Origin of the sequence: Novosphingobium sp. MMS21-SN21R, assembly GCF_031846015.1 — a bacterium.
Lineage (GTDB): Bacteria > Pseudomonadota > Alphaproteobacteria > Sphingomonadales > Sphingomonadaceae > Novosphingobium.
Window position 1 is genome coordinate 252,850 of record NZ_JAVRDU010000003.1, and the last position, 20,772, is coordinate 273,621.

General features: G+C 58.1%; 21 protein-coding genes. 11 read left to right on the plus strand and 10 right to left on the minus strand.

What is annotated here, in order from left to right; translation table 11 throughout:
• Window positions 1-64: 64 nt before the first annotated feature.
• A complete protein-coding gene (locus RM192_RS17405) occupies window positions 65-394 on the plus strand; it encodes a hypothetical protein (RefSeq protein WP_311508907.1) in 330 nt (109 codons plus the stop codon).
• A 59-nt stretch (window positions 395-453) separates the two neighbouring features.
• Here the strand turns inward: RM192_RS17405 and RM192_RS17410 are convergent, their stop codons facing one another.
• Window positions 454-1,029, minus strand: a complete 576-nt coding sequence (locus RM192_RS17410; protein ID WP_311508908.1) for a TetR family transcriptional regulator — start codon at window positions 1,027-1,029, stop codon at window positions 454-456.
• 188 nt (window positions 1,030-1,217) lie between these two features.
• Here RM192_RS17410 and RM192_RS17415 point away from each other — a divergent pair, with 188 nt between their 5' ends.
• From RM192_RS17415 to RM192_RS17440, 6 genes are all read left to right on the plus strand, one after another.
• Window positions 1,218-2,072 carry an SGNH/GDSL hydrolase family protein gene (locus tag RM192_RS17415; RefSeq protein ID WP_311508909.1) on the plus strand — a complete coding sequence of 285 codons (855 nt, stop codon included), beginning with the start codon at window positions 1,218-1,220 and terminating at the stop codon, window positions 2,070-2,072.
• Between the two features lie 13 nt (window positions 2,073-2,085).
• Window positions 2,086-2,910: an SDR family oxidoreductase gene (locus RM192_RS17420; protein WP_311508910.1), complete on the plus strand. Its 825-nt coding sequence runs from the start codon at window positions 2,086-2,088 to the stop codon at window positions 2,908-2,910.
• Between the two features lie 15 nt (window positions 2,911-2,925).
• On the plus strand, window positions 2,926-3,351 hold the full coding sequence (locus tag RM192_RS17425) for a nuclear transport factor 2 family protein (RefSeq protein ID WP_311508911.1): 426 nt from the start codon (window positions 2,926-2,928) through the stop codon (window positions 3,349-3,351).
• On the plus strand, window positions 3,348-4,367 hold the full coding sequence (locus RM192_RS17430; protein ID WP_311508912.1) for an NAD-dependent epimerase/dehydratase family protein: 1,020 nt from the start codon (window positions 3,348-3,350) through the stop codon (window positions 4,365-4,367). Before RM192_RS17425 ends, RM192_RS17430 begins: the two co-directional genes overlap by 4 nt.
• A gap of 177 nt (window positions 4,368-4,544) precedes the next feature.
• Window positions 4,545-6,044 (plus strand): fatty acid--CoA ligase family protein, encoded by a 1,500-nt coding sequence (locus tag RM192_RS17435; RefSeq protein ID WP_311508913.1) that lies wholly within the window; start codon window positions 4,545-4,547, stop codon window positions 6,042-6,044.
• Complete coding sequence (locus RM192_RS17440) at window positions 6,041-7,108, plus strand: phosphotransferase family protein (RefSeq protein ID WP_311508914.1); 1,068 nt, start codon at window positions 6,041-6,043, stop codon at window positions 7,106-7,108. The genes RM192_RS17435 and RM192_RS17440 overlap by 4 nt, the downstream gene beginning before the upstream one ends.
• Window positions 7,109-7,129: 21 nt before the next feature.
• Here RM192_RS17440 and RM192_RS17445 read toward each other — a convergent pair whose 3' ends face one another.
• From RM192_RS17445 to RM192_RS17460, 4 genes are all read right to left on the minus strand, one after another.
• Window positions 7,130-8,191 (minus strand): phosphotransferase, encoded by a 1,062-nt coding sequence (locus RM192_RS17445; protein ID WP_311508915.1) that lies wholly within the window; start codon window positions 8,189-8,191, stop codon window positions 7,130-7,132.
• 28 nt (window positions 8,192-8,219) lie between these two features.
• Window positions 8,220-9,128: a LysR substrate-binding domain-containing protein gene (locus RM192_RS17450; protein WP_311509233.1), complete on the minus strand. Its 909-nt coding sequence runs from the start codon at window positions 9,126-9,128 to the stop codon at window positions 8,220-8,222.
• A 167-nt stretch (window positions 9,129-9,295) separates the two neighbouring features.
• Complete coding sequence (locus RM192_RS17455) at window positions 9,296-10,069, minus strand: hypothetical protein (protein ID WP_311508916.1); 774 nt, start codon at window positions 10,067-10,069, stop codon at window positions 9,296-9,298.
• 93 nt (window positions 10,070-10,162) lie between these two features.
• Window positions 10,163-11,104: an SDR family oxidoreductase gene (locus tag RM192_RS17460; protein ID WP_311508917.1), complete on the minus strand. Its 942-nt coding sequence runs from the start codon at window positions 11,102-11,104 to the stop codon at window positions 10,163-10,165.
• Window positions 11,105-11,279: 175 nt separating this feature from the next.
• Here RM192_RS17460 and RM192_RS17465 point away from each other — a divergent pair, with 175 nt between their 5' ends.
• Both RM192_RS17465 and RM192_RS17470 read left to right on the plus strand, forming a co-directional pair.
• A complete protein-coding gene (locus tag RM192_RS17465) occupies window positions 11,280-11,969 on the plus strand; it encodes a TetR/AcrR family transcriptional regulator (protein WP_311508918.1) in 690 nt (229 codons plus the stop codon).
• Between the two features lie 107 nt (window positions 11,970-12,076).
• Complete coding sequence (locus RM192_RS17470; RefSeq protein ID WP_311508919.1) at window positions 12,077-13,201, plus strand: Gfo/Idh/MocA family oxidoreductase; 1,125 nt, start codon at window positions 12,077-12,079, stop codon at window positions 13,199-13,201.
• Window positions 13,202-13,250: 49 nt separating this feature from the next.
• Here the strand turns inward: RM192_RS17470 and RM192_RS17475 are convergent, their stop codons facing one another.
• From RM192_RS17475 to RM192_RS17490, 4 genes are all read right to left on the minus strand, one after another.
• Window positions 13,251-13,571, minus strand: a complete 321-nt coding sequence (locus RM192_RS17475; protein WP_311508920.1) for a hypothetical protein — start codon at window positions 13,569-13,571, stop codon at window positions 13,251-13,253.
• A gap of 34 nt (window positions 13,572-13,605) precedes the next feature.
• Window positions 13,606-14,823, minus strand: a complete 1,218-nt coding sequence (locus RM192_RS17480) for a CoA transferase (protein ID WP_311508921.1) — start codon at window positions 14,821-14,823, stop codon at window positions 13,606-13,608.
• A 100-nt stretch (window positions 14,824-14,923) separates the two neighbouring features.
• On the minus strand, window positions 14,924-16,261 hold the full coding sequence (locus tag RM192_RS17485; RefSeq protein WP_311508922.1) for an alpha/beta fold hydrolase: 1,338 nt from the start codon (window positions 16,259-16,261) through the stop codon (window positions 14,924-14,926).
• 198 nt (window positions 16,262-16,459) lie between these two features.
• Window positions 16,460-17,518 (minus strand): aromatic ring-hydroxylating dioxygenase subunit alpha, encoded by a 1,059-nt coding sequence (locus RM192_RS17490; RefSeq protein WP_311508923.1) that lies wholly within the window; start codon window positions 17,516-17,518, stop codon window positions 16,460-16,462.
• 255 nt (window positions 17,519-17,773) lie between these two features.
• Between RM192_RS17490 and RM192_RS17495 the strand changes: the two genes are divergently transcribed.
• Both RM192_RS17495 and RM192_RS17500 read left to right on the plus strand, forming a co-directional pair.
• Window positions 17,774-18,370 (plus strand): nuclear transport factor 2 family protein, encoded by a 597-nt coding sequence (locus RM192_RS17495; protein ID WP_311508924.1) that lies wholly within the window; start codon window positions 17,774-17,776, stop codon window positions 18,368-18,370.
• 50 nt (window positions 18,371-18,420) lie between these two features.
• Window positions 18,421-19,146: a TetR/AcrR family transcriptional regulator gene (locus tag RM192_RS17500; RefSeq protein ID WP_311508925.1), complete on the plus strand. Its 726-nt coding sequence runs from the start codon at window positions 18,421-18,423 to the stop codon at window positions 19,144-19,146.
• A 50-nt stretch (window positions 19,147-19,196) separates the two neighbouring features.
• Here the strand turns inward: RM192_RS17500 and RM192_RS17505 are convergent, their stop codons facing one another.
• Entirely contained in the window at window positions 19,197-20,744 is a 1,548-nt protein-coding gene (locus RM192_RS17505; RefSeq protein ID WP_311508926.1) for an AMP-binding protein, read from the minus strand.
• Between the last annotated feature and the right edge of the window lie 28 nt (window positions 20,745-20,772).

The following is a 20,772-nucleotide window of genomic DNA, read 5'->3' on the forward strand; positions in this document are numbered from 1 at the left end:
GCAATGTAGTGGTTGCGCGCACCTTTGATGCGTCCATTTTCGATCCTGTTTGAGAGGCATTGTCATGAAATTCAGAACTCTGGTTGGAGCCATTCTGGCGCTTGCAGTTTTCAGCCCGGGATACGGCCACACAACCGAACAGCCAGCTGCGCCTGCCGCAAATCCTGCGGTCAAGCATTATACGACGCAGGAAACCACAATCGGTGTGCTGCTCGCTGATCCTGCTGCAAAGGCCATCATCGACAAGCACATCCCTGAATTGAGCGACAATCCTTCGATCAGCATGGCAGCGGGCGCAACCTTGCGCGCGCTTCAGCAGATGGCCGGCGACAAGATCTCGACCGAAGCACTTGACGCCATCGACGCAGACCTTGCAAAAATTCCGGGCAAGTAATCACTTTTAGCAGATTCAAGGCTGTCTCCGGTGCGAACGCGTGCGGAGACAGCCCTGTATCAATCGTCGTGATCGACGATTTGCTGGATCACTTGCGCTAGCCATTGGCGGGAATGGTCAAGATCAGCTTCGGCCAGCGCTGGCAGCGCCAGCACCTGACGCGCGGCCATATAGCCAATCCATAATATGTTGATCTGCGCCGCCCGCGCCAGCGCGTTGCGCCCGCCAAGCCATTGCGCCAAAGGCTGATCAATATGTGCGTGCATGAGATCGCTGCACAAAGCGCGCGCTGCTGGATCTGCGGTGGCCAGCATCATCATGGCAAGCGCACTTGGCACTGTTTCCCCGACCACAAGAATTTCTACAGAGCGCTGGCCAAAGCTTGACCGATCCCCGGCAATGAACGGCTTGATCTGGAGAAACTCCTCAACCGCTGCGCGAAACAGGCCTTCCTTAGAACCGAAATAGCGGCGGATCAGGGTGAAGTTTACCCCTGCTTCTGCGGCGACTTCGCGTACGCCGGTGGTGGTGTAGCCTTTGTGCGCATAAAGCTTCTGCGCGGCCTTGAGGATGTTCTCACGGGTTCGGGCAGCGTCACGTGCGGCAGGGGCGCTTGGCAATGTGTCTATTGGCATCGTTGCTTTACCTATCCCGCTCTGGCTGATACGTCCAGACAAGTATACAGATGTAGACATGACTTTGGGAGTCGAAGCATGAATGAAGCCCCAGATGGATCGCGAAGTCTGGTCGTGCGCAGTCGCGCTAAAAATCAGCAGGGACGAAAGTGATGGTACGTTTAAGCTCTGGGCTTCGGCGCACTGCCATGGTCTGCGCTGTCATCGTCGGCCTGATCGTGCTGCTTGTCGCCGCCGGAACTATCGTGCTTGTCGTACAGGGCAAGCGGCAGCCATCCGGGGAACCGCTCTATGTGGCAATGGGCAGTTCGTTCGCCGCCGGCATCGGGCTTGGCGACCGCGCGCCTGACAGTCCCTTTGCCTGCATGAGAACGATCAACAGCTACCCCGCCCAATTGGCTTCGAAGCTGGGTCTTTCGCTTGTCGATGCGACCTGCTCGGCGGCAACGACCACCCATATCCTGAATGGCGGCCAATACTTCCAACGCCCGCAACTGGATGCAGTCACGCCCGCGACGAAACTTGTCACTATCACCAGCGGCGGCAACGATGTTGGCTATGTCGGTGATCTATCGGCCCTTGCCGCGCGCGAAGACGGGTCACTGTCAGGCTGGCTGACCGGACGCCTTCTTGGCGCGCCCGATCTGGCACGGCCTCGCGATTTCGGGAAGGTGCGGCGGGATCTCGCAACGGTCGTGCAAAGGATCCGCCAGCATGCGCCCGAAGCGCGCGTCGTGCTTGTTACTTATCTGAATATCCTTCCCCCGGAAGGAACCTGCACAGCGCTGAACATTACCGCAGCCGAGGCTGGCGCAATGCGCAAGGTTGGCGACGAAGTCGCAGCAGCAACGCGCGATGCGGCCCGTGACTCGGGGGCTTTGCTTGTAGATATGGAACACTTGGGCGCCGCGCATAATGCGTGTTCCCCCGAACCTTGGGTCAATGGCTGGAAAGACCCGCAAGGCACGTCGTTCCATCCCAACTTGCGCGGAGCGCAAGCCATGGCTGCGGCCATTGCAGCCGCACTTGTACGAAATCCATGAAGGTATCCAGAAGATGAGCGTTCCTGCAGAAGGTTTTGTTGTCATCACGGGCGCGACCGGCGGAATGGGCAGGGCCATCGCCGAAGCTTTTGCGCGTGATGGCAAACCCATGATTCTATGCGACCTCAATGCCGATGCGCTGGAGGCTCTGAACTCCTCACTTGGTGCAGTGACGCACGTGTCGTTGCTGGCGGGCGACGTCAGCGATCCAGCCTATCGGGCGCGGATCGTGGCCGCGCTGGGGAGCAGCAAGATTGCAACGCTGGTTCATGCGGCCGGTGTTTCGCCCTCAATGGCCGATGGCAAGCGTGTGCTGGCGATCAATTTCACCGCGACCCAAGCGCTTGTTGAAGCTCTTCTGCCTTTCATGGCGCCCAGCGGCGTCGCCATCCTGATTGCCTCTAATTCCGGCCAGATTCTGGCACGTCCGTTTATTGACAGGGCTGTGGGCAAGTTGCTGCGAGGCCAGATCGGGCTTGTCGCGCGGTTGATGCTGCGCAGCCCGCGCATGGCCTATCCGCTTTCGAAGCGCGCCGTGCAGCTTTATGTGCAAGCCATGGCACCCGCCTTTGGCAAAGCCGGTGCCCGGATTGTTTCGCTTTCACCGGGGATCATCAACACCGATATGGCGCGCCTGGAGCGCCAAGCCGGGCCTGAAATGGACAGGATGATCGCGGTGACGCCTCTTGGCCGGCCCGGTATCGCTGAAGAAATCGCGTCGGTCGTCAGCTTTCTCGCATCGCCTGCCGCAAGCTATATCACCGGCACCGATATGCTTGTGGATGGCGGAACTGTTGCAGGGATCGCTGCGGCAGGCGGCGTGATGAAACTGCGCTGAGGAGATGCAAAGCCAGTGGATGCCAAGTTGATCCGTGATCACATTGCAATCTGTGAACTCAAGGCGCGCTACTGCCGTTTGCTGGACACCGCGCAGTGGGATGAATGGGCCGCTCTTTTCACAGAAGACCTGGTGCTTGATACATCCGAAGCTGGCGGGCCGCCTCCGGTCATGGGGCGCACAGCAGCGGTGGCGATGGTTCGGCAGACGCTGGAAGGCGCAAGTACCGTGCATCAGGTGCACATGCCCGAGATTACCATTTCAGGTGACTGTGCCGATGGTATCTGGGCCATGCAGGATCGCTTGATATGGCCGGGCGGGGCCAGTCTTACCGGCTATGGCCATTATGCCGAACACTATATCCGGCGGGATGGCACCTGGAAGATTGCACGGAGCAAGCTTACCCGCCTGATCGTTGATTTTACGCCTCCGTCGCAATGACGACCGGCTCAGCAAGGATCGAGCGCGACGATCGCCCCGTGCTTGTCGCAGGGGCAAGCGGTTTTGTCGGAAGCCATATTGCGCGCCTGCTGGTAGAGCGTGGCCGCAAAGTCCGGGTTTTGCTGCGCAAGACCAGCAGCGTGGCTGCGCTTGAAGGCCTGACGGTGGACATCGTTCATGGTGACGTGCTTGATCCTGCGTCCTTGCGATCCGCAATGCAGGGCTGCGCGACAGTCTTTTACAGCGTGGTCGATCCGCGCTTCTGGCTGACTGACCAGACGCCGATTTTCCGCAATAATGTCGAAGGGCTGGTCAATGCCATGGAGGCGGCGCTGGCCTGCGACGTTGAACGTTTCGTGTTTACGAGTTCGATGGGCACGCTCGGCCTGAACCCTGATGGTCCTGTGACAGAGGAGATCGCGTTCAACTGGATTGACCGCGCGACGCCCTATATCAAGGCACGACTTGAGGCTGAAAACCGGCTGCTGGCGTACTGCAAGTCCAAGGGCCTTCCCGGCATCGCCCTGTGCGTTGCCAACACATATGGGCCGCAGGATTTCCAGCCGACTCCGCATAACGGCGGGCTGTGGGATGTGGCATGTGGCAAGGTCCGTGTGGCCATCGATGTAAGCCAGCCTACCGTAGACATTCGCGACGTGGCCGAAGCCGCGCTTCTGGCAGAGGTTCATGGAAGGGTTGGCGAACGCTACATTATCGCCAACGAATTTGTCAGCAACCGTGTGATGTTTGGAATGGCTGTTGCCTGTACCGGACGGCCCCTTCCCCGGTTTGTCCCATACAAGCTGGCCTATCGCATTGCCGCAATCGCTGGCGCGATAGGCAAGTTTCTGGGGGTCCGGGATCAGGTGGTCACTGGCGACGCAATATTTCTGGCCAACGTGTTCCGTGAAATGGACAGCACCAAGGCCCGCAAAGAGCTAGGTTGGCAGCCACGCCCGTTATCCCGGACGGTTGCCGACGCGATCGCGTGGTTCGCACAGCGGCCAATGGCTTGACCGGACGTCCGCGCGCACGAAACAGCTTGCCTTGCCGCACCTTTCCGCTGCACAAATGTCGGAAATCTGACGTGATATATGCGCATGCGGCATTGCAATACGTTTGGTGCAAATTAAAAGGTGGCCAATGGTCGGCTTGCAGCCGGACCAGGAGGGACGCCCTCCAGTGGAGAGAATATGAACAAGCTTTCGCAATTGGCAGCCCAGGTGCTGGAACGCAGGTCTGATGAACCAGCCCTGGAGTTCGAAGGACGCTGGTACAGCTGGAACGAAGTTGTTGCCCTTGCTGACAAGCTTACCACGTTGATCGATGCATCGGGCGGTCCGCAAAACGGTCCGGTGGTGTTCATTGCGCGCAGCCGGGGTTCGGCCATTGGCGCTTTCCTTGCGCTTATTCGCACAGGCCGCACCATCCGCATGGTCTATCCGTTCCAATCCCCCGCAGGGATTGTGCGCGATATCGAAATGATGGAGCCATCCATCGTGGTGGCAACCGAGCGGGAATTGAAAGAGGAAGTGCTGGAGGGCATTCGTGCCCGCGGTGCGGCTGCCATTTCGATAACGGAAATGGACGCAACCCATATTGCCGGGTTCGAAAGATCGACAGCTGCCCTGCCCGCCGCCCTTCCTGCCGAACCGCAGATCGAAATTCTGACAAGTGGCACAACCGGAAAGCCCAAGCCATTTGCCGTAAAGCATGAGATGCTGGGAACTTATTTCACGGGCGGCACGATGGCGCTGTTCGGCAAGGATGCCAATGCAGTAGAACTGCCACCTGCGCTGCTGTACTATCCGCTTGGCAACATCTCCGGCCTGTTCGGCATTCTGCCTTCGGTTTTGAACGGGTTGAAACTGATCGTGATTGATCGGTTCTCCGTGAAGGACTGGCACCAGTATATTGTCAAATACCGTCCGACATCAAACGGCACTCCGGCAGCTGCGGTACAGATGATTCTGGATGCCGGCATTCCCAAGGAAGACCTGGCCTCGATCCAGTACTTCAGCACCGGAGCGGCCCCACTTGATCCACGCGTGCAAAGTGCGTTTGAAGAACGCTACGGCATCCCGGTTCTGCTGTCATATGGCGCAACCGAATTTGGCGGGCCGGTCTGCGCGATGTCGCCAGATCTCTATGCCGAATTTGGCAAGAGCAAGTTTGGCAGCGTCGGTAGGCCGTTTGGCGGCGCGCAAATCCGTATTGTCGATCAGGAAACCGGTGAAATCCTCGGCCCCGGTCAGGAAGGCCTGCTGCAAGTGGTCTCGCCCAAGATGGGGCCTGAATGGATTCATACGTCCGATGTTGGCGTTCTGGACGAAGACGGCTTCCTGTTCCTGCGTGGCCGTGCCGATGGCGCAATCATGCGGGGCGGTTTCAAGATTCTGCCGGAAACAATTCAGGAAGCCCTGCTGGGCCATCCCGCAATTTCTGCAGTTTCAGCCGTAGGTATTGCCGAACGCCGTCTGGGTCAGGTGCCAGCCGTGGCAATGGAACTGAAGCCCGGTGCGCAACAGCCTTCGATTGAAGAGCTTGAGGCATTTCTGCGCGAACGGGTGCTGGCAACATACATTCCCGTGCATTGGAAGTTCGTCGATGAACTGCCCAAGACGGTTTCGTTGAAGGTGGACCGGCCTGCCGTGATCGCGCTTTTTGCAGATCAAGCACAAGCAAGCGCATGAGCAATACTTCATCGCCCGCAATCGTTGCGCCAAATGTGCGCGATCTTGGTGATCTTTCCGCCATTCTGGCCGACTGGCTTGGCCAACGCATTGACGGCGTCAATGATCTGCGCATCCACAATCTCAGCTACCCGTTGGGTGCGGGCATGTCGCACGAAACGATCCTGTTCGATGCGACTTGGCATGAGGGTGGCACGGAAAAAACGCAAGGCCTGGTTGTCAGGATCAAGCCGACCACCAAGACGGTTTATCCCGACGATCTGTTTGTCCCGCAATACCAGATCATGCAATTGATGCACGATCATGGCGCGGTGCGCGTGGCCAAACCACTGTGGTTTGAATCTGATCCATCAATTCTGGGCGCGGCGTTCTTTGTCATGGAGAAGGTGCAGGGTCGGGTCACGGTCAGCTATCCACCTTATTCCAAATCGGGGTGGCTGGTGGACACCTCCCCTGCCGACAGGCGCGCTTTGTGGGAAAGCGCAGTCAGCCAGCTTGCTGCGATCCAATTGGTGCCGGTAGCCCAAGCGCCATTCCTTGAACTGCCGGGCGGCCCGGATGGCTTCGATCAGGAAGTGAACCGTTGGCAGCGCTTCATCGCGTGGGTCGATCCAAAGGGTGAGCGGACATTCCTGCGCGATACGTTCGAGCGGATGCTGGCAATGAAGCCGGCGAACCGGCCTGAAGGGATTGTCTGGGGCGATTCGCGGATCGGCAACATGATGATCGGCCCGGATTTCAAGGTTTCAGCCGTGATGGACTGGGAACAGCCGGGACTGGGCGGAGCCCTTCACGATCTGGGCTGGTGGCTGCAATGCGATCACAACCAGACCATCGCGCAAGGCATTACCCCTCTGGAAGGCATGGGCAGCCGCGAGGAAACCATTGCACTGTGGAGCGAAGTTTCCGGCAAATCAGCAGCTGACATCGAATGGTATGAGGCTTTTGCCTGCCTGAAGATGGAAGTTCTGGCGGTCCGCATGATCGAACTGCGCGAAATGCCGGATTCAGTGAAGAACGCCGAAGCCGGACGGCGGACCGCAGCACTTCTCGACCGGATTTGATGGCAAAGACATTGCTGGGCGTCAGACGCCCAGCAATGCAAAGCTTTCAAGATCTTGTGCCGCCGTGCCCAGGCGATGCACGAAGGCATTGGTGATATCGGCATCAACTTTGCGGGTGATTGCCCACAGGTAATAGCCGTAAATCATCGCAACCCGATAAGCGCGCCACGCATCATCGGCGTTGATCGCAGGGCCGCCCAGCGCGGCAAGCTGCGCGCAATATTCGGCCAGCAAGCGGCGTTCATTGGCGCGGCGCACCTCTGGCGTCAGCACGGCGGCAAGGTGATAGGCAACATCCATCGCCCAACTGCCCTTTTGCAGGATCTGCCAATCCACCAGGCCCAGCGCACCGTCAGCTTGCCGGTAGACGTTGCCTGCATGGGCATCGCCGTGGACAAGGCACAAAGGCCCCGCGCGCACGTCTGCGGCAAGCGCTTCCAGCGCCTTCTGCAAACGTCCCGCATCGCGCGTTTCCGCAGCCAACAGAACACCGCGCGGACCATCGAGCAAGGCTTGCATCGCGTCTTGCGCAATGATCGGCTGCTTTGAAATCTGATCGAGAAAACTGCGCGCCCAGCCAAAGCCGAATGCGGCTGATCCGGGTTGGCTGGCAACGTGCAGCCGCGCCAGCGCAGCAAGGCCATCGGCCGCTTCGTCGGCTGTGAAGGGTTCCAGCGCAGTGCAGAAGCGCCCCCCTGCAACGATGACATCGTTCATCACGATCACCCCGCGCGTTCCATCGGCAGAAAGACTGGCGTGAATGCATCCGGGGACCAATACAGGCAGGCCAGCGGCTGCTTCGCGATAGAACAGCGTTTCGACAATCGAGGCAGATGGCACCGCGCCGGTATCGGTCAACACGCCCTTGATGCACAGGCGGGTTGGTACAGTGCCGCCCCCGCCCTTCCCTTCGCTTGCAATATCCAGCGCAATGCGTGCCTTGGTGGCCTGCGTGGCCAGCACTTCGACCACTTCGACGCCGCGCACGACCGTTCCGGGCCAACGTGCGGCTAACATCGTGCTGAGCCATTCCGGCGAAAGCACTTCAGCCAGTGTAACGGGTGCGGGATTGAATTGTGTCATTAGCAGGGTCCGTCCAAGTGCTTATCCTCTAAAGCCACGCCAGATAGGCGTTGGTTTCAAGGAGTTGCGGATTGGCTTCGAGATAGCCGTTGGCATGGTCAAGAAACAGCGACGTCTCGGCGCTCATATGGTCAGGGTGCCAGGCCATGGCCAGTTCCCAGCGCGCATTGGGCAGATCGTCTTCAAGACGTAAAAAGGCAACATTGCGTGCGGTTTGCAGGGCAGCTGTGGCCATCACCAGGCTGCAGCCAAGCCCTGCACCCACAAGGCTGAGGCTGGTGCTGGTCTGGCTGGCTTCCTGTTCGATCATGGGGATAACGCCCACGCTTTTGAACAGGTTCAGTGTTTCGGATTGTTCGGAATATTTGCGCGGTGGCATGATGAACGGATGCTTTGCCAATTCCACCAGACTGATCGTCTTGCGTTTGGCCAGTGGCCAGTTGGCCGGCACGGCGGCAAGAAACCCCGAACGCTCAACCAGTTTGCTGGCGCAGCCTTCGTGGCGAATGCCGTGGGTAATGAACCCGATGTGATAATCGCCCGCGATGATGCCGCCGATTTGTTGTGGCGTGGGCAGTTCGAACAGGCGCGCATGCACATTGGGCACAGCGGCGCGAAACCGGACCAGAATTTCGGGCAGCACTTGATAAAGCGCCGGTCCTATGAAGCTGATGCGCACTTCGGGCGTATCTGCTGCGGCGTGTTGCGCCATTTTGCGTGCCACATCGGCCTGAAGCAGGGTGCGCCGCGCTTCGATCAGGAATACCTCGCCCGCAGCGCTCAATTCAACATTGCGTTTGGACCGGTCGAAAAGATCAACTCCAAGGCTGATTTCCAGTCGGCGGATCGCTTGGCTCAGTGGTGGTTGGGCCATGTTGAGGCGGGCTGCGGCGCGGCCAAAATGCAGCTCTTCGGCTACTGCCACGAATTGCCGCATCTGCCTCAAATCCACCCGGCGGCTTCCTCTTTTATGCACCCGTCGTTCATTGCAGCGCCAAGGCCGCAGCTGGCTTTCATGGCACGAACCAACCCCACCCGCCAGAGGCTATTGCACAGCGCAACGTGCAATAGCCTCTGTTAGGCTGGTCGGTGCTGGGATGCGCTTTACAGTTCCTTGAAGTAGCTTCCACAGACCGTTGCGAACGATACGTGTGTGCCAATTTCAACCGACATGGCGCGGGCATCTTCGGCAGAGCGGCCACCGGGTTTGGGGAAACCATCATGGACATCGGCCAGGTACATGATGTCGACCACGCACAGCGTAGTGGTTGTAACGCCAGCGGCTTGCGCGGCCAAGGCGTTGAATTCGGGTGCGTTGTGCAACTGGTTGTAGCCCAGCTGCGCAGGATTGAAGCGGCGATGATCGTCGCTGTGATGCACCCACCATGCGTTGTAATCCTCAAGCGAAAGGCCGTCCACGCGATCCAGCACAAGGATCATGGTAAGCGGACCATTGCCGGGGATGACCATATTGGTGACACCGCCAAAGGCGATGGTGGCCGCTTTGTCGATCACGCCCTCAAGCGAATGAAGACAGCCTTTGGCAAGGTCGAACAGGCGTTCAAAATCTGTTGCGGTGGGCGCATAGCATTCAAGATCAAGCGAGACATAGCCGTCATAAGGCGACACTTCGATACCGCCTGCGCGAAACCGGCCGCTGATGACTTCCTGCTGGTCCGTCATGGCCGCGCCAGCGCGCACCACCACGCTGCCGAAACCGATTTCGACAGACCATTGGCAGCGCCACGCATGAAGCGCTGCTGTAAAATCCGTGTCATTAACATCGGCGCGCTTTTTGAGGATATACAAGACGCGGGGCCGGTGCGGGTAGATGTTGCCGAGCACGGGTTCCAGTGCGGCGGGAATGGTCAGTGACATATTCGGTCTCCCGGTCAAGGCTTGGTCGGAACGCAACAGCGGCGGTGCGGTTGCCCGGCGTCGCCACCCGTTCCGGCCAGATGCCCGTTCATCCTATTTGGCGGCTGCGCTGGCGCGGACGTCTTCGGGATTGCGATAGTAAAGCGCAGGTTCAAGGCCGTTCAAGGTTGGGACGCGCAAAGTGTAAAGCTCATCCGCCACAACACGTTCGGCATTGGCCAGAATAGCTGCCTCATCATAATGGACCGAGAAGAAGCGGCCGGTCAGGACGTCAGCTTTTCCGGAAACCAGGAAGTTGCAAAGATCGGCGGCGCGTTCTGGCGGATACCAGCCTACCGGTTCCAGTTCATGGCCGGGAGGATATATCCACGGTGCGCCTGCCGGCATGGCTTCGATCATGGTGTCGAGCGCGGGCATCATCGGCTGCGTAAGCTTGGTCAGCACGTTGCCCGGCGTGATGGCAAAAACCGCAACCCCGCGTCCAAGCATTTCAAAGCCAAGCACTTCGCTGAAGCGGATCACGCCTGTCTTGGCGACGCTATAGGGTGCGATAAAGGGCATGCCCAGCATCCCGGCACCGCTGGCGACATTGATGATGTGGCCACGTTTGCGTTCCAGCATTCCGGGCAGGACCAGCCGTGACAGGATCATCGCGGCAACCAGATTGCGCTCGATCCCGGCGGTGATGCCTTCAGGCTCGATCTTTTCGAACGGACCGCTACTGCCGGGAACGCCGCCACCGGCGTTGTTGACCAGAATGGACGGCGCGCCAAGTTCGGCTTCTGTAGCAGCAAGCATCGCCTTGACGGCGGCAAGGTCTGATACGTCGGCGGCACAGGCTGTGGCCTTGCCCCCTGCGGCGCGGATCATCTCGGCGGTTTCTTCGATCTCGTTGGTGGATCTTGCACTGACCATGACGGCTGCACCAGCCTTGGCCAGACCCAGCGCGATAGCCCGGCCTATGCCGCGCCCGCCACCCGTGACAATGGCGACTTGCCCTGTCAGATCATTTCCGAGCGGTATATCCGTGCTCACTGGCAATCCTTCCTGGTTTTGAATGCAAATCAACGCTTGCAATGACATAAACTACACCTACGTTGGTGTAGTGATCAAGCAAGAGTTGCATGTCGCGCTACGGTTTGCAAAGGTGATTGCCCCAGAGCGGGGCAGCAACGGCGTGGTGCGCTTATGCTGCGGTGTTTTCGGGTAAATGAAGGGTATGATTACAGTGGCCAAAAGGCATCCGACCATTTCCACGCCTGTTAAAGCCACTGCCGTGCGACGGCCCATGCCTAAGGCTGAGCGACGCGAACAATTGCTCAAGATCGCCTATGAGATCATTGATCGAGATGGCATTGGGGCTTTGACGATGTCAGCCCTTGCCGAATTGTCTGGCGCAGCCAAACCCGTTGTCTATGAGCATTTCGGCAATAGTCAGGAAGTGATTTCCTGTCTTCTGGACGGATATTTCAAGGATATGTCCAAATTTGTCCTGATCCGCAATTCCGGTCAGGACAACATCCATGCATTTTTCGACGTATCCATTGATGCAATGTTTGATTTTCACCGGCAGAACAATTTCAATATCAAACGTTTGACCAATGGCTTTTCGGTCCATGAAAAATCGAACACCCTATTCTTCGAATATAACAAGAGATCCGTTTCTTTCTACAGCATCCTTTTGCAACAGCAGGGCGTGGACAAAGTCGAGGCCGATATTGCGGGATCTATCCTGCATGAATTGATGCTTGGTACGGTCACGGACTTTGTCTGGAAGCGCAATCACCAAAGCGCCAAGGCCGTGTTGAAGAAGGCCATCTGCGGCTTCCTTGGTGCGCTGGCCCCGCAGATGACACAGCGGCCCGTGCCGCCCACAGAAGTTCTCAAACTCGGCAGATGAAACGCACTCGGCCTGTACCTGGAGTGTGTGTGTCTATACGACAAGATCATACGCCTACGTAATAGTATACAAAGGGTCGTTCACTCGCCCTTTTCTGGAGAATCACCATGTCCTCGACGAACGCCATCACCCTGCCTCACGCAGTGTCGCGTGATGCCCCATTGCGGGTCGGAATTGTCGGGGCCAATGCCAGTCGTGGTTGGGCGCTTTCGGCCCATTTGCCATCGATCCGCTGCTTTCCCGATGACTTGGTAATCAGCGCGGTATCAGCGCGCACGCAAGCACTGGCCGAAGAAGCGCGCGTGGCTTTCAGTGCCCAGCAGGCATTCGGTGATTCGCTGGCGCTTGTCCGGTCTCCTGCAGTTGATATCGTACTGGTGACAGTCCGCGTGCCCGAACATCGCGATCTCGTCATGGCGGCGCTGGATGCTGGAAAACATGTGTTGTGTGAATGGCCGCTAGGCCGGACCGCTGCCGAAGCCGATGAAATGGCCGCAGCCGTTCCAGCAAACAGCCATGCGATGATCGGGTTGCAGGGTTTGTCGTCGCCTGCAGTGCGTCATGCGCAAAGCCTGATCGCCAGTGGGGCCTTGGGTGCGCTCAGGATCATGCGCATCACCTCGCCATCTGTGGCCTGGGGGGCAGAAGTGCCGCCGTTCTATGCCTACCTGCAAGACCGGCAGAACGGAGCAACGCTAGAGTCAATTCCGGGTGGTCACACCCTTGCCCTGATCGAGGCACTGGCGGGGCGGTATTGCGAAGTGGACGCGCGCAATTCGATTCTGCGTAAACAAGTGCGGGTATCGGGCACCGATGAAAAAGTTGAGCGGACCTGCGCCGATCACATGATGGTGCTGGGGCAGCATGACGGCGGGTGCGTTTCGACGCTGGAAATTGCGGGAGGATCGTCCACCACGCCGTTTTCGTTGACGCTTGAAGGTGAAAACGGATGGATACGCCTGTTCGGAGCCAATCGTGTCGGGGTGCCCGTAGATTATCAGGCCGGCCCGGTGTTTCTGGAAACAAGCTGGGCGGGCGTCACGCCGCTAAACGCCACTGTTCCCGGCCTCAAAGGCGCATCGGTCAATGTTTCGGAAAGTTACGCGCGGTTTTTGGTAGATGTGCGCAGTGGTACACGTTCTGTGCCGGACTTCGATACTGCAAGACGTCTGGCCCGCCTGATTGACGGTATTGCGCTGGCATCTGCCGATGGCCGCCAGATGATTGCGTGAAATCAGGCGGGGGGCTGACGTCGTTACGCTGCCCCGCGCCCGATCTGTATTATGCTTCGGCTTTCACGCCGTGTGAAATGCCCACAACCGACAAGGTCGAGCTGCTTTCCAGCAGGTCGCTGATGACGGGTTGAGCCTTGGCCATATTGCCAAGAACCACCATCGGATCGGGACCTTCCAGTTCATAGATCAGCATGAAGTCCCACTTCGGGGTGCCTTCGGGCTGCTTCAGCGTGACAAGGTTGTGGCGTTCAGCGGTGACGAGGCCGGGAACGGCCAGCAGGTCGTTCATATGGGTTTCGTCATACCACTTTGCCAGCGCTTCAACCTGACCTTCAACGGCTTTCGCCAGCACGACCATCTTGTGCATATCTGTCCTCAATTCCTGATGATTGCAGGGTTGTTTAACCGACCACGTTGGCGGCGCGCAGGCGGGCGAGGTCTTCGGCACTGAACCCGATGCTGGTCAGCACCTCGTCGCTGTGTTCACCCAAGGCTGGCGAACATAGCGGGGCGGACGGTGCGCACTGTTCGTCAAAGCCGATTGGGCCAGCGATCACGTCAACGATTTCGCCGGTCTTGAGCGGCATCTTGAACACGGTTCCAGCAGCCTTGAGCTGTGGATCTTCGCCAAGTTCCTTGAGGTTGCTGATCAATTCCCACGGTGCGTTCCATGCCAGGAACAGCGGCGCCCATTCTGCCCATGGCTTGGCGCGGAAGGCCGTGTCGAGAATTCCGCAAAGTTCTGCGCCATTCTTGATCCGGTCAGGATTGGTGGCAAAGCGTGGGTCGGTTGCGAGATCTGGCTGGCCGATCATTTCGCAAAGTTCTGGCCAAGGCTTGTCCGGTGCAAGCAGCATAAGCTGGATGAAGCGGCCATCGCTGGTCTTGTAGGCGCGCATCAGCGGAGCCTTGTGGCCGTTGGCAAATCCGGCGTGGGGATCATAGGCATCGTTATTGCGCGAATAACACAAGTCCGAGCTGAGCACCCAAGCGGCGTTCTGCAGGAGCGAGGTTTCCACCACAACGCCCTTGCCATCGCGTTCGCGGCGGAACAGCGCTGCCGAAATGCCGCCAAACAGCGAAATGGCGCTGGTATGATCACCAAGCGCCGGGCGTGGACGGGTTGGCACATCGGCGTCTGGCGCGGTGAGCAGATCGGCAAAGCCACCGCGTGCCCAGAATGCCGAAGCATCGTAGCCAGCCTTGTTGAACTCTTCACCCTTGAAGCCCAGGCCGTTGCCACGCGCATAGATGATGCGCGGATTGCGGGCGAACAGGTCTGCCGGATCAAGCTTCAGGCCGGTAAGCGCAAGCGGGCGCAAACTGGTGATGAAGACGTCTGCCGTTTCGATCAGCTTGAGCAAGGCTTCGCGGCCCTCAGGGTTCTTGAGGTCAAGAGCGATGCTCTTCTTGCCGCGGTTGTTCTGTTCCATCGCCAGATTGGCCGTCGCGGTTTCGCGCCCGTCACCGATCTTGAGCGTGCGGTACGGATCACCCGTTCCCGGCGTTTCGATCTTGATGACCTCGGCACCGTGATCGGCCATCAACGCACTGGCTGCGGGCACGAAGACATACTGCGCCAGTTCGATAACCCGGACACCTTCAAAAATCTGCGTCATCTAAGCAATCCCTCTGTCTCGACCTTTTTGGTCGAACATCCTCGTGTTTTTGGTCTTCCGTGCACGATACTGCACGTCGTTGCGGGTATTGGCGGCAATATCAGGCGAAATGGAGACGCCGGAACTTGCCACGGAAATATAACAAGGGATCTCGGTGCGGCTCGAACGTCGCATGATCAACGTGGCCCACGAACATCAGGTGGTCACCACCGTCATGGATGGCATGTGTGGTGCAGTCGAATGATGCCAGTGACCCTTCGAGCAATGGCGAACCGCCTTCATCGCGCTGCGACCAGACAATGCCTTCAAAGCGGGCAACGCCGCGCGTGGCAAAGCGGCCTGCGGCAGGTTGTTGCCCGATATGCAAAACGTTCACTGCAAACTTTCCAGCCTTTTCGAAGGTTTCAAGGTTGGCAGAAGAACGCGCAAGCGAAAACAGGATCAGCGGCGGGTCCAACGATACCGAGGTAAAGCTGTTGGCGGTAAGGCCGATAGGTTCGCCATCTTCATTGATCGTAGTGACGATCGTTACACCGGTTCCAAAACAACCCAGTGCGTCGCGCAGAACACGCGGTTCTGATCCGCGAATGAACGTCAGTGGCTGGCGCGGAGCCTTACGCTCAAGGAAGTCGAGGAGGATTGCATTGAAATCGTCTTCGCGGTCAGACGCTGCATAGTGTCCTGCGCCTTCGATTTCGGCAATTTCCGAGCCTGGAATCAGTGCGCACAAACGCTGTGTGACTTCGGCAGAAACCGTTTCGTTCAGCGATCCTCTGATCAGCGTGACCGGTGCTGCAAGCCGTGCAGCAGCCTCGCTCAACCGCTCTTCAAGATCGGGCAATGAAGCGGCGGCCAAGGCCCGCACATCACCACGCCAAGCATATTGTCCATCGCTGCCTTGTGCATAGGCAGCCATTGTCCGTTCGGTCAGCGATGGGCGCGGTTCATTGGGATAGGCCGCCGAAATCGCGTCGACGATCTTAGACGGATCATCGAAGCTGGCTGTGCGCAACGCCATTGCTCCGCCCAAACGGTCAACCACGGCCTGTTCTACCCAGATATTGGTATCGACCAGCGCCAATCCCGTGACCAGATGCGGTGCGCCCTCACCCGCGGCCAGCATGGCCACGCGCGCGCCCAAACCGGCAGATACGACCACGGCGCGGCTTGACAATGATGCCAGAACCGCGCGCAAGTCGCCGATGTAGGCATCGAGTTCATAGTGTCCGTCGGGGGAATGGCCGCTATCGCCATGGCCACGCAGATCGACACAGATGGCATAACGGCCAGCTTCCGCGAGCGCTTTGGCCGATCCAAACCAGAACTCACGGACCTGCCCAAGCGATGGCAGCAACAAGACCGGAGGATTCTCTGGCGATCCGAAAGCGGTGGCCGCCAGCGCAATGCCGCCGAATCCTTGAAACTCTACTTGCTCCATCTCGCAAACCCCAAGGATTGTTCAACAATTTTGTCGGTTTGATATTGTCTAAGTCTCGCGCTGCTCGACAAGACACAAGCTTGTCATGTCAGCGCTAAGAGGCCAGCCATGCCACTGGCATATCAGGATAAGGCCAGTCCGGACCTGCGTTACACCGGCCAAGGTGCCCAAGAGCACTCTGGCCGGTCAAACTTCGCCTTATTCGGCAGCGTCTTGCAGAATGGTTTCGCCAGCTTCGGCACGGATTTTCTGCTGCATAATGCGGCGGGCCATCACGCCAGCAGCATCGGCCTTCAGAATGATCGGCTTGTGATTCAGGAAGTCGGTGGACTCGCCCATGTCGCGCTGCTGCGCTTCGATCATCGGGCCGTCCTGTGTTTCAAAGACATTCTTCATCACTGCAGCGGCCATTTCGGTTACCTGCGGAACGTCCAGCATGTACGTGCGGCCGGAACCCCAGAAATAGTGGCTGCTGGTTTCGGTTTCCGGCGTAATCAGGTGCGCATTGGGGGTGCGATACCCCTCATCGATGGTCTTGCCATGATCCCAGAATGCCGTGTCGACGAACAGTACGCCCGGCACGTCCCAACGCGAATGGCCCTGACCCTCAACATCTTCCGGGCCTTCGCCCAGGCCGAACATCCCGCGCTTGGCCGCATCGATATGGTAATGGTGGCGGTACAGCATCGAATAAACGGTGTCGCCATCGCGCTTTACCTTGTTGGTAAAGTCTTCGAAATTCGATCCTTGGTGAACTTCAGGATGCAGATAATGGATATGGCTCAGATCGAGCAGATTGTCCGAGATCAGCTGATAATTGCCCTTCATATGGGTATAACCCTGGCAGCAGGCGATCGTATCTTCTTCGTCGAAGAAGCCGAAATCCGGGATCAGATCAGGGTTCGCGTCAGCCGCTTCGCCCATCCAGATCCAGATCCATTTGTGCTTTTCCGCTACGGCATAGCCCTTGATGCAGGCGCGGGCCTTCTGGCTGTCGTCGTCATGCGGCGCATCAACACAAGCGCCGGTGCCATCAAACGCCAAGCCGTGATAGCCGCACTGGATGGTGTCGCCCACGCGCTTGCCCATGGACAGCGGCACGAATCGGTGCGGGCAACGGTCATGGATCGCGGCAGGGGTGCCATCGCTATTGCGGAACAGCACGATTGGCTGGTTGCAGATCGTGCGGCTGACCATCGGTGCGTCCAGTTCACCGGCACTTGCCGCTACGTACCATGTGTTCTTGAGAAATGGCATGACTGGCTCAAAGCTCCCATAAACAAAATGCGGATTGTGCGCGCCAGCATGAAGCGAGCACGATTAATGCAACTCACGTAGCGCATTCTACAAAAATCGCCAAGTGGAATCCGCCAGCACACCGCCTGCGCATCGGTGACAGGAAGCGGGTATCATCTGCCAGGCGTAAGCCAATCAAATCCGCGCAACAGATTAATGTTGCGCAAGGATATGCCTTCCGTAAGAATGCATCAGAACGAGTGCATTCGGTTCAGAATGTCAGACCTGAATGCATTCGTTAAAAAAGAAAGTATGGAGATGGATGAGCAACTGGAGAAAAGGCTCATTGAGCTTTTGGATCGGCAGGCTATTTGGGACGTAGTGCTGCGCTATGCCCGAGGTATTGACCGACTGGACCGGGACCTAGTCCGATCGTGTTACTGGGATGATGCGATTGACGATCATCACGCCTATGTCGGATCGCCGGATTATTTCATCGACGTGACCTTTGCAGATGCACGGGCTATGAGCATTCGGCAGCATCATGGACTGTCCAATCATGTCTGTGAAATCATCGGTGATGATGCGCATTGTGAGACGTATTACACCTTTATCGGACACAATATCGAACCCCCGCACCTGTTGTCGATGGGGCGTTACATCGACCATCTGCAAAAGCGTGACGGGGTGTGGAAATATGCCGGCCGTGTGACGGTTATCGAGAAGAATTTCCAGTTGACCGAATATCCCGGCGACTCGCAAATATGCGCAGGCGATACGAGCCATGGGCCATTGCTGCCTGCCACCCGGGATCGGAATGATCTGAGCTACCATCGCCCGATCGTGCCGCGCCGGCCCGTTCAAGGCGATTGACAATTGAGTGCGATGCAACGCATTGCATACAAAATTCAGGGGACGCATACGTGGTAGCTACTAAGATGGAAAGCCGGATCGTGACGATTAATCGCGCTGCCACCCCCAAGCCTAAGCGCAAGCGTCTTAACCAGGCCGGACGACCTACGGCTTCCGAACTGGAAAAGCGTAAACTTCGCGTAATGGAAGTTGCCACGCAATTATTTGTCGAACGCGGATATGCGGCCACATCGCTGGTTGATATTGCCCGCGGAGCAGGCGTCGCCACGCGCACTTTGTATCAGCACTTTGGTGATAAAGAGGCGATTTTCCGCGACGTAATCTTTGCGCGCGATGCAGAAGCCGCGTTGCAACCGCCAAAGGTACAATCTGGCGATACGTTGTATGATGCGCTTATGGCTATGGCGACTTATGCCTATACAATCACGTATCGCGAGCAGTCGATTGGCTTGATGCGCCTGATGATTGCCGAGAGCAATCGCTTTCCCGATTTCATGCAATCGGTGGCGCGGACGATCTTTGCCAATTTCCGCAGTAACATCGAACGGGTGCTGGAAGGGCTGGCAAAGGCTGGCCTTATCCCTGATGAAAACCATGCGCGCTCGGCCGAACTTTTTTCGGACCTCGTGCTCGGTAGCCACCCGATCATGACGTACACCAATTGGGATTCATCCCCGCCCGAACGCGCCGATATTGAAGAAAGGCTCGAGCTATTCATCATGGGCCGCTTCGGCACGAAATGCGCCAAGACCGCGCGTACCCGTCAGGTCAAATGAGCTTGTCTGGCGGCAGATGCGGGCTCGCTTTCGGCGGCGCAGCCCGGAAGTTATCCGGCGTAGCGCGCGCGAAGGACTTTCTTGTCGGGCTTGCCAACGGCTGACAGCGGGATGGCATCGACAAATTCAACCGACTTCGGCGCCTGAACCGCACCCTTGCGGCTGCGGACGAGGGCAATCAACTCGGCCGCGTCAACCGTCTGGCCCGGCACGGTCACCACCACGGCATGGACCATTTCACCCCACTTGGTATCCGGGATGCCAATGACAGCGGCATGGCGCACAGCAGGATGCGAAACCAGAACGTCTTCGACTTCGCGGGCAAAGACATTGAAGCCGCCAGTGACGATCATGTCCTTCTTGCGGTCAACGATACGCAAGAAGCCGTCCGGTCCTTTGATCGCAACATCGCCAGTGTGCAGCCAGCCACCGGCAAAGACGGTTTCGGTTTCTTCGGGTTTGTTCAGATAGCCGCCCATCAGTAGTGGCCCTTGGACGCAAATTTCTCCCGGTTCGCCATCGGGCACGGGGTTCATCGCATCATCCATCAGGACAACCCTGCTCCAGGGCGTCGGTTGTCCGCATGATGCAAGGCGCAGCGGATCATCGGGTAGATGTTCGGCGCGGCGCATCACCGTAACCGACATCGGCGCTTCGGATTGGCCATAGAACTGGAAGAAGATTGGTCCCAGTTTTTCGATGGCTTCCTTCAAGCGTGCTGCGGGGAAAGCTGATGCGCCGTAGAAAATCACTTCGAGGCTGGACAGATCGAACTCGCCAAAGCGTGGGTGATCGAGCAGTGCTAGCACCATGGTGGGCACCATCAGCACCGATGTGATGCGATGCTTTTCAATGGCTTGCATGACTGCGACAGGTTCAAAACCGGGAACAACAACCATAGCGCCGCCTTTCAGCAGCACAGAAGTGAGCACGGCGGCGCCGGAATGGCTTAACGGTGCGCAAATCAGGTGGCGAATTTCTGCAGGCCATTCCCATTCGGTCAACTGGATCATGGTGGACGTCACCATGGTGCGGTGCGTGACCATGATGCCCTTGGGCTTGCCCGTGGTGCCGCCGGAATACGCAATGCGTGCAACCGTTTCCGGCTCTGCCGCCGGAATGTCCAACGCCGTTGGCGTATAGCCAGCGCCAAGTTCGCCGATCGACTGGCCGACGCCCGCCTTGCCGATGGCGATCAGATGCGTGAGGCGCGGCGCCAGACGTTTCAACTCGGCTGCAGTCGCTTCAAAATGCTCATCATCATAGACGAGCAGATCGATTTCAGCATCTTCGATGACATACAGGTAATCATTGATCGCGCCCATCGGGTGCAAGGTCGTCGATACGATTCCGGCAAACGTCAGCGCCGTCATCACAGCGGGCACTTCAACGCGGTTCTTGGCAATAACTGCCGCGCGCAGCGGCTTTGGCTGCATGGCGTTGAACGCCTGCTGATACTGACTGACAAGATCGCGCATCTCTTTGGCGGTCTGCGTCTGGCCATCGCTCAGAACCATGACGACTCGGTCAGTGTCCCGGTTCAAGGACTGCGCGACAAGCTCGGTAATCAGAGCGGGCCTGTGAAGAGCCGAAGTCATGTCGCGCATTTCCCTTATTTCACCATTG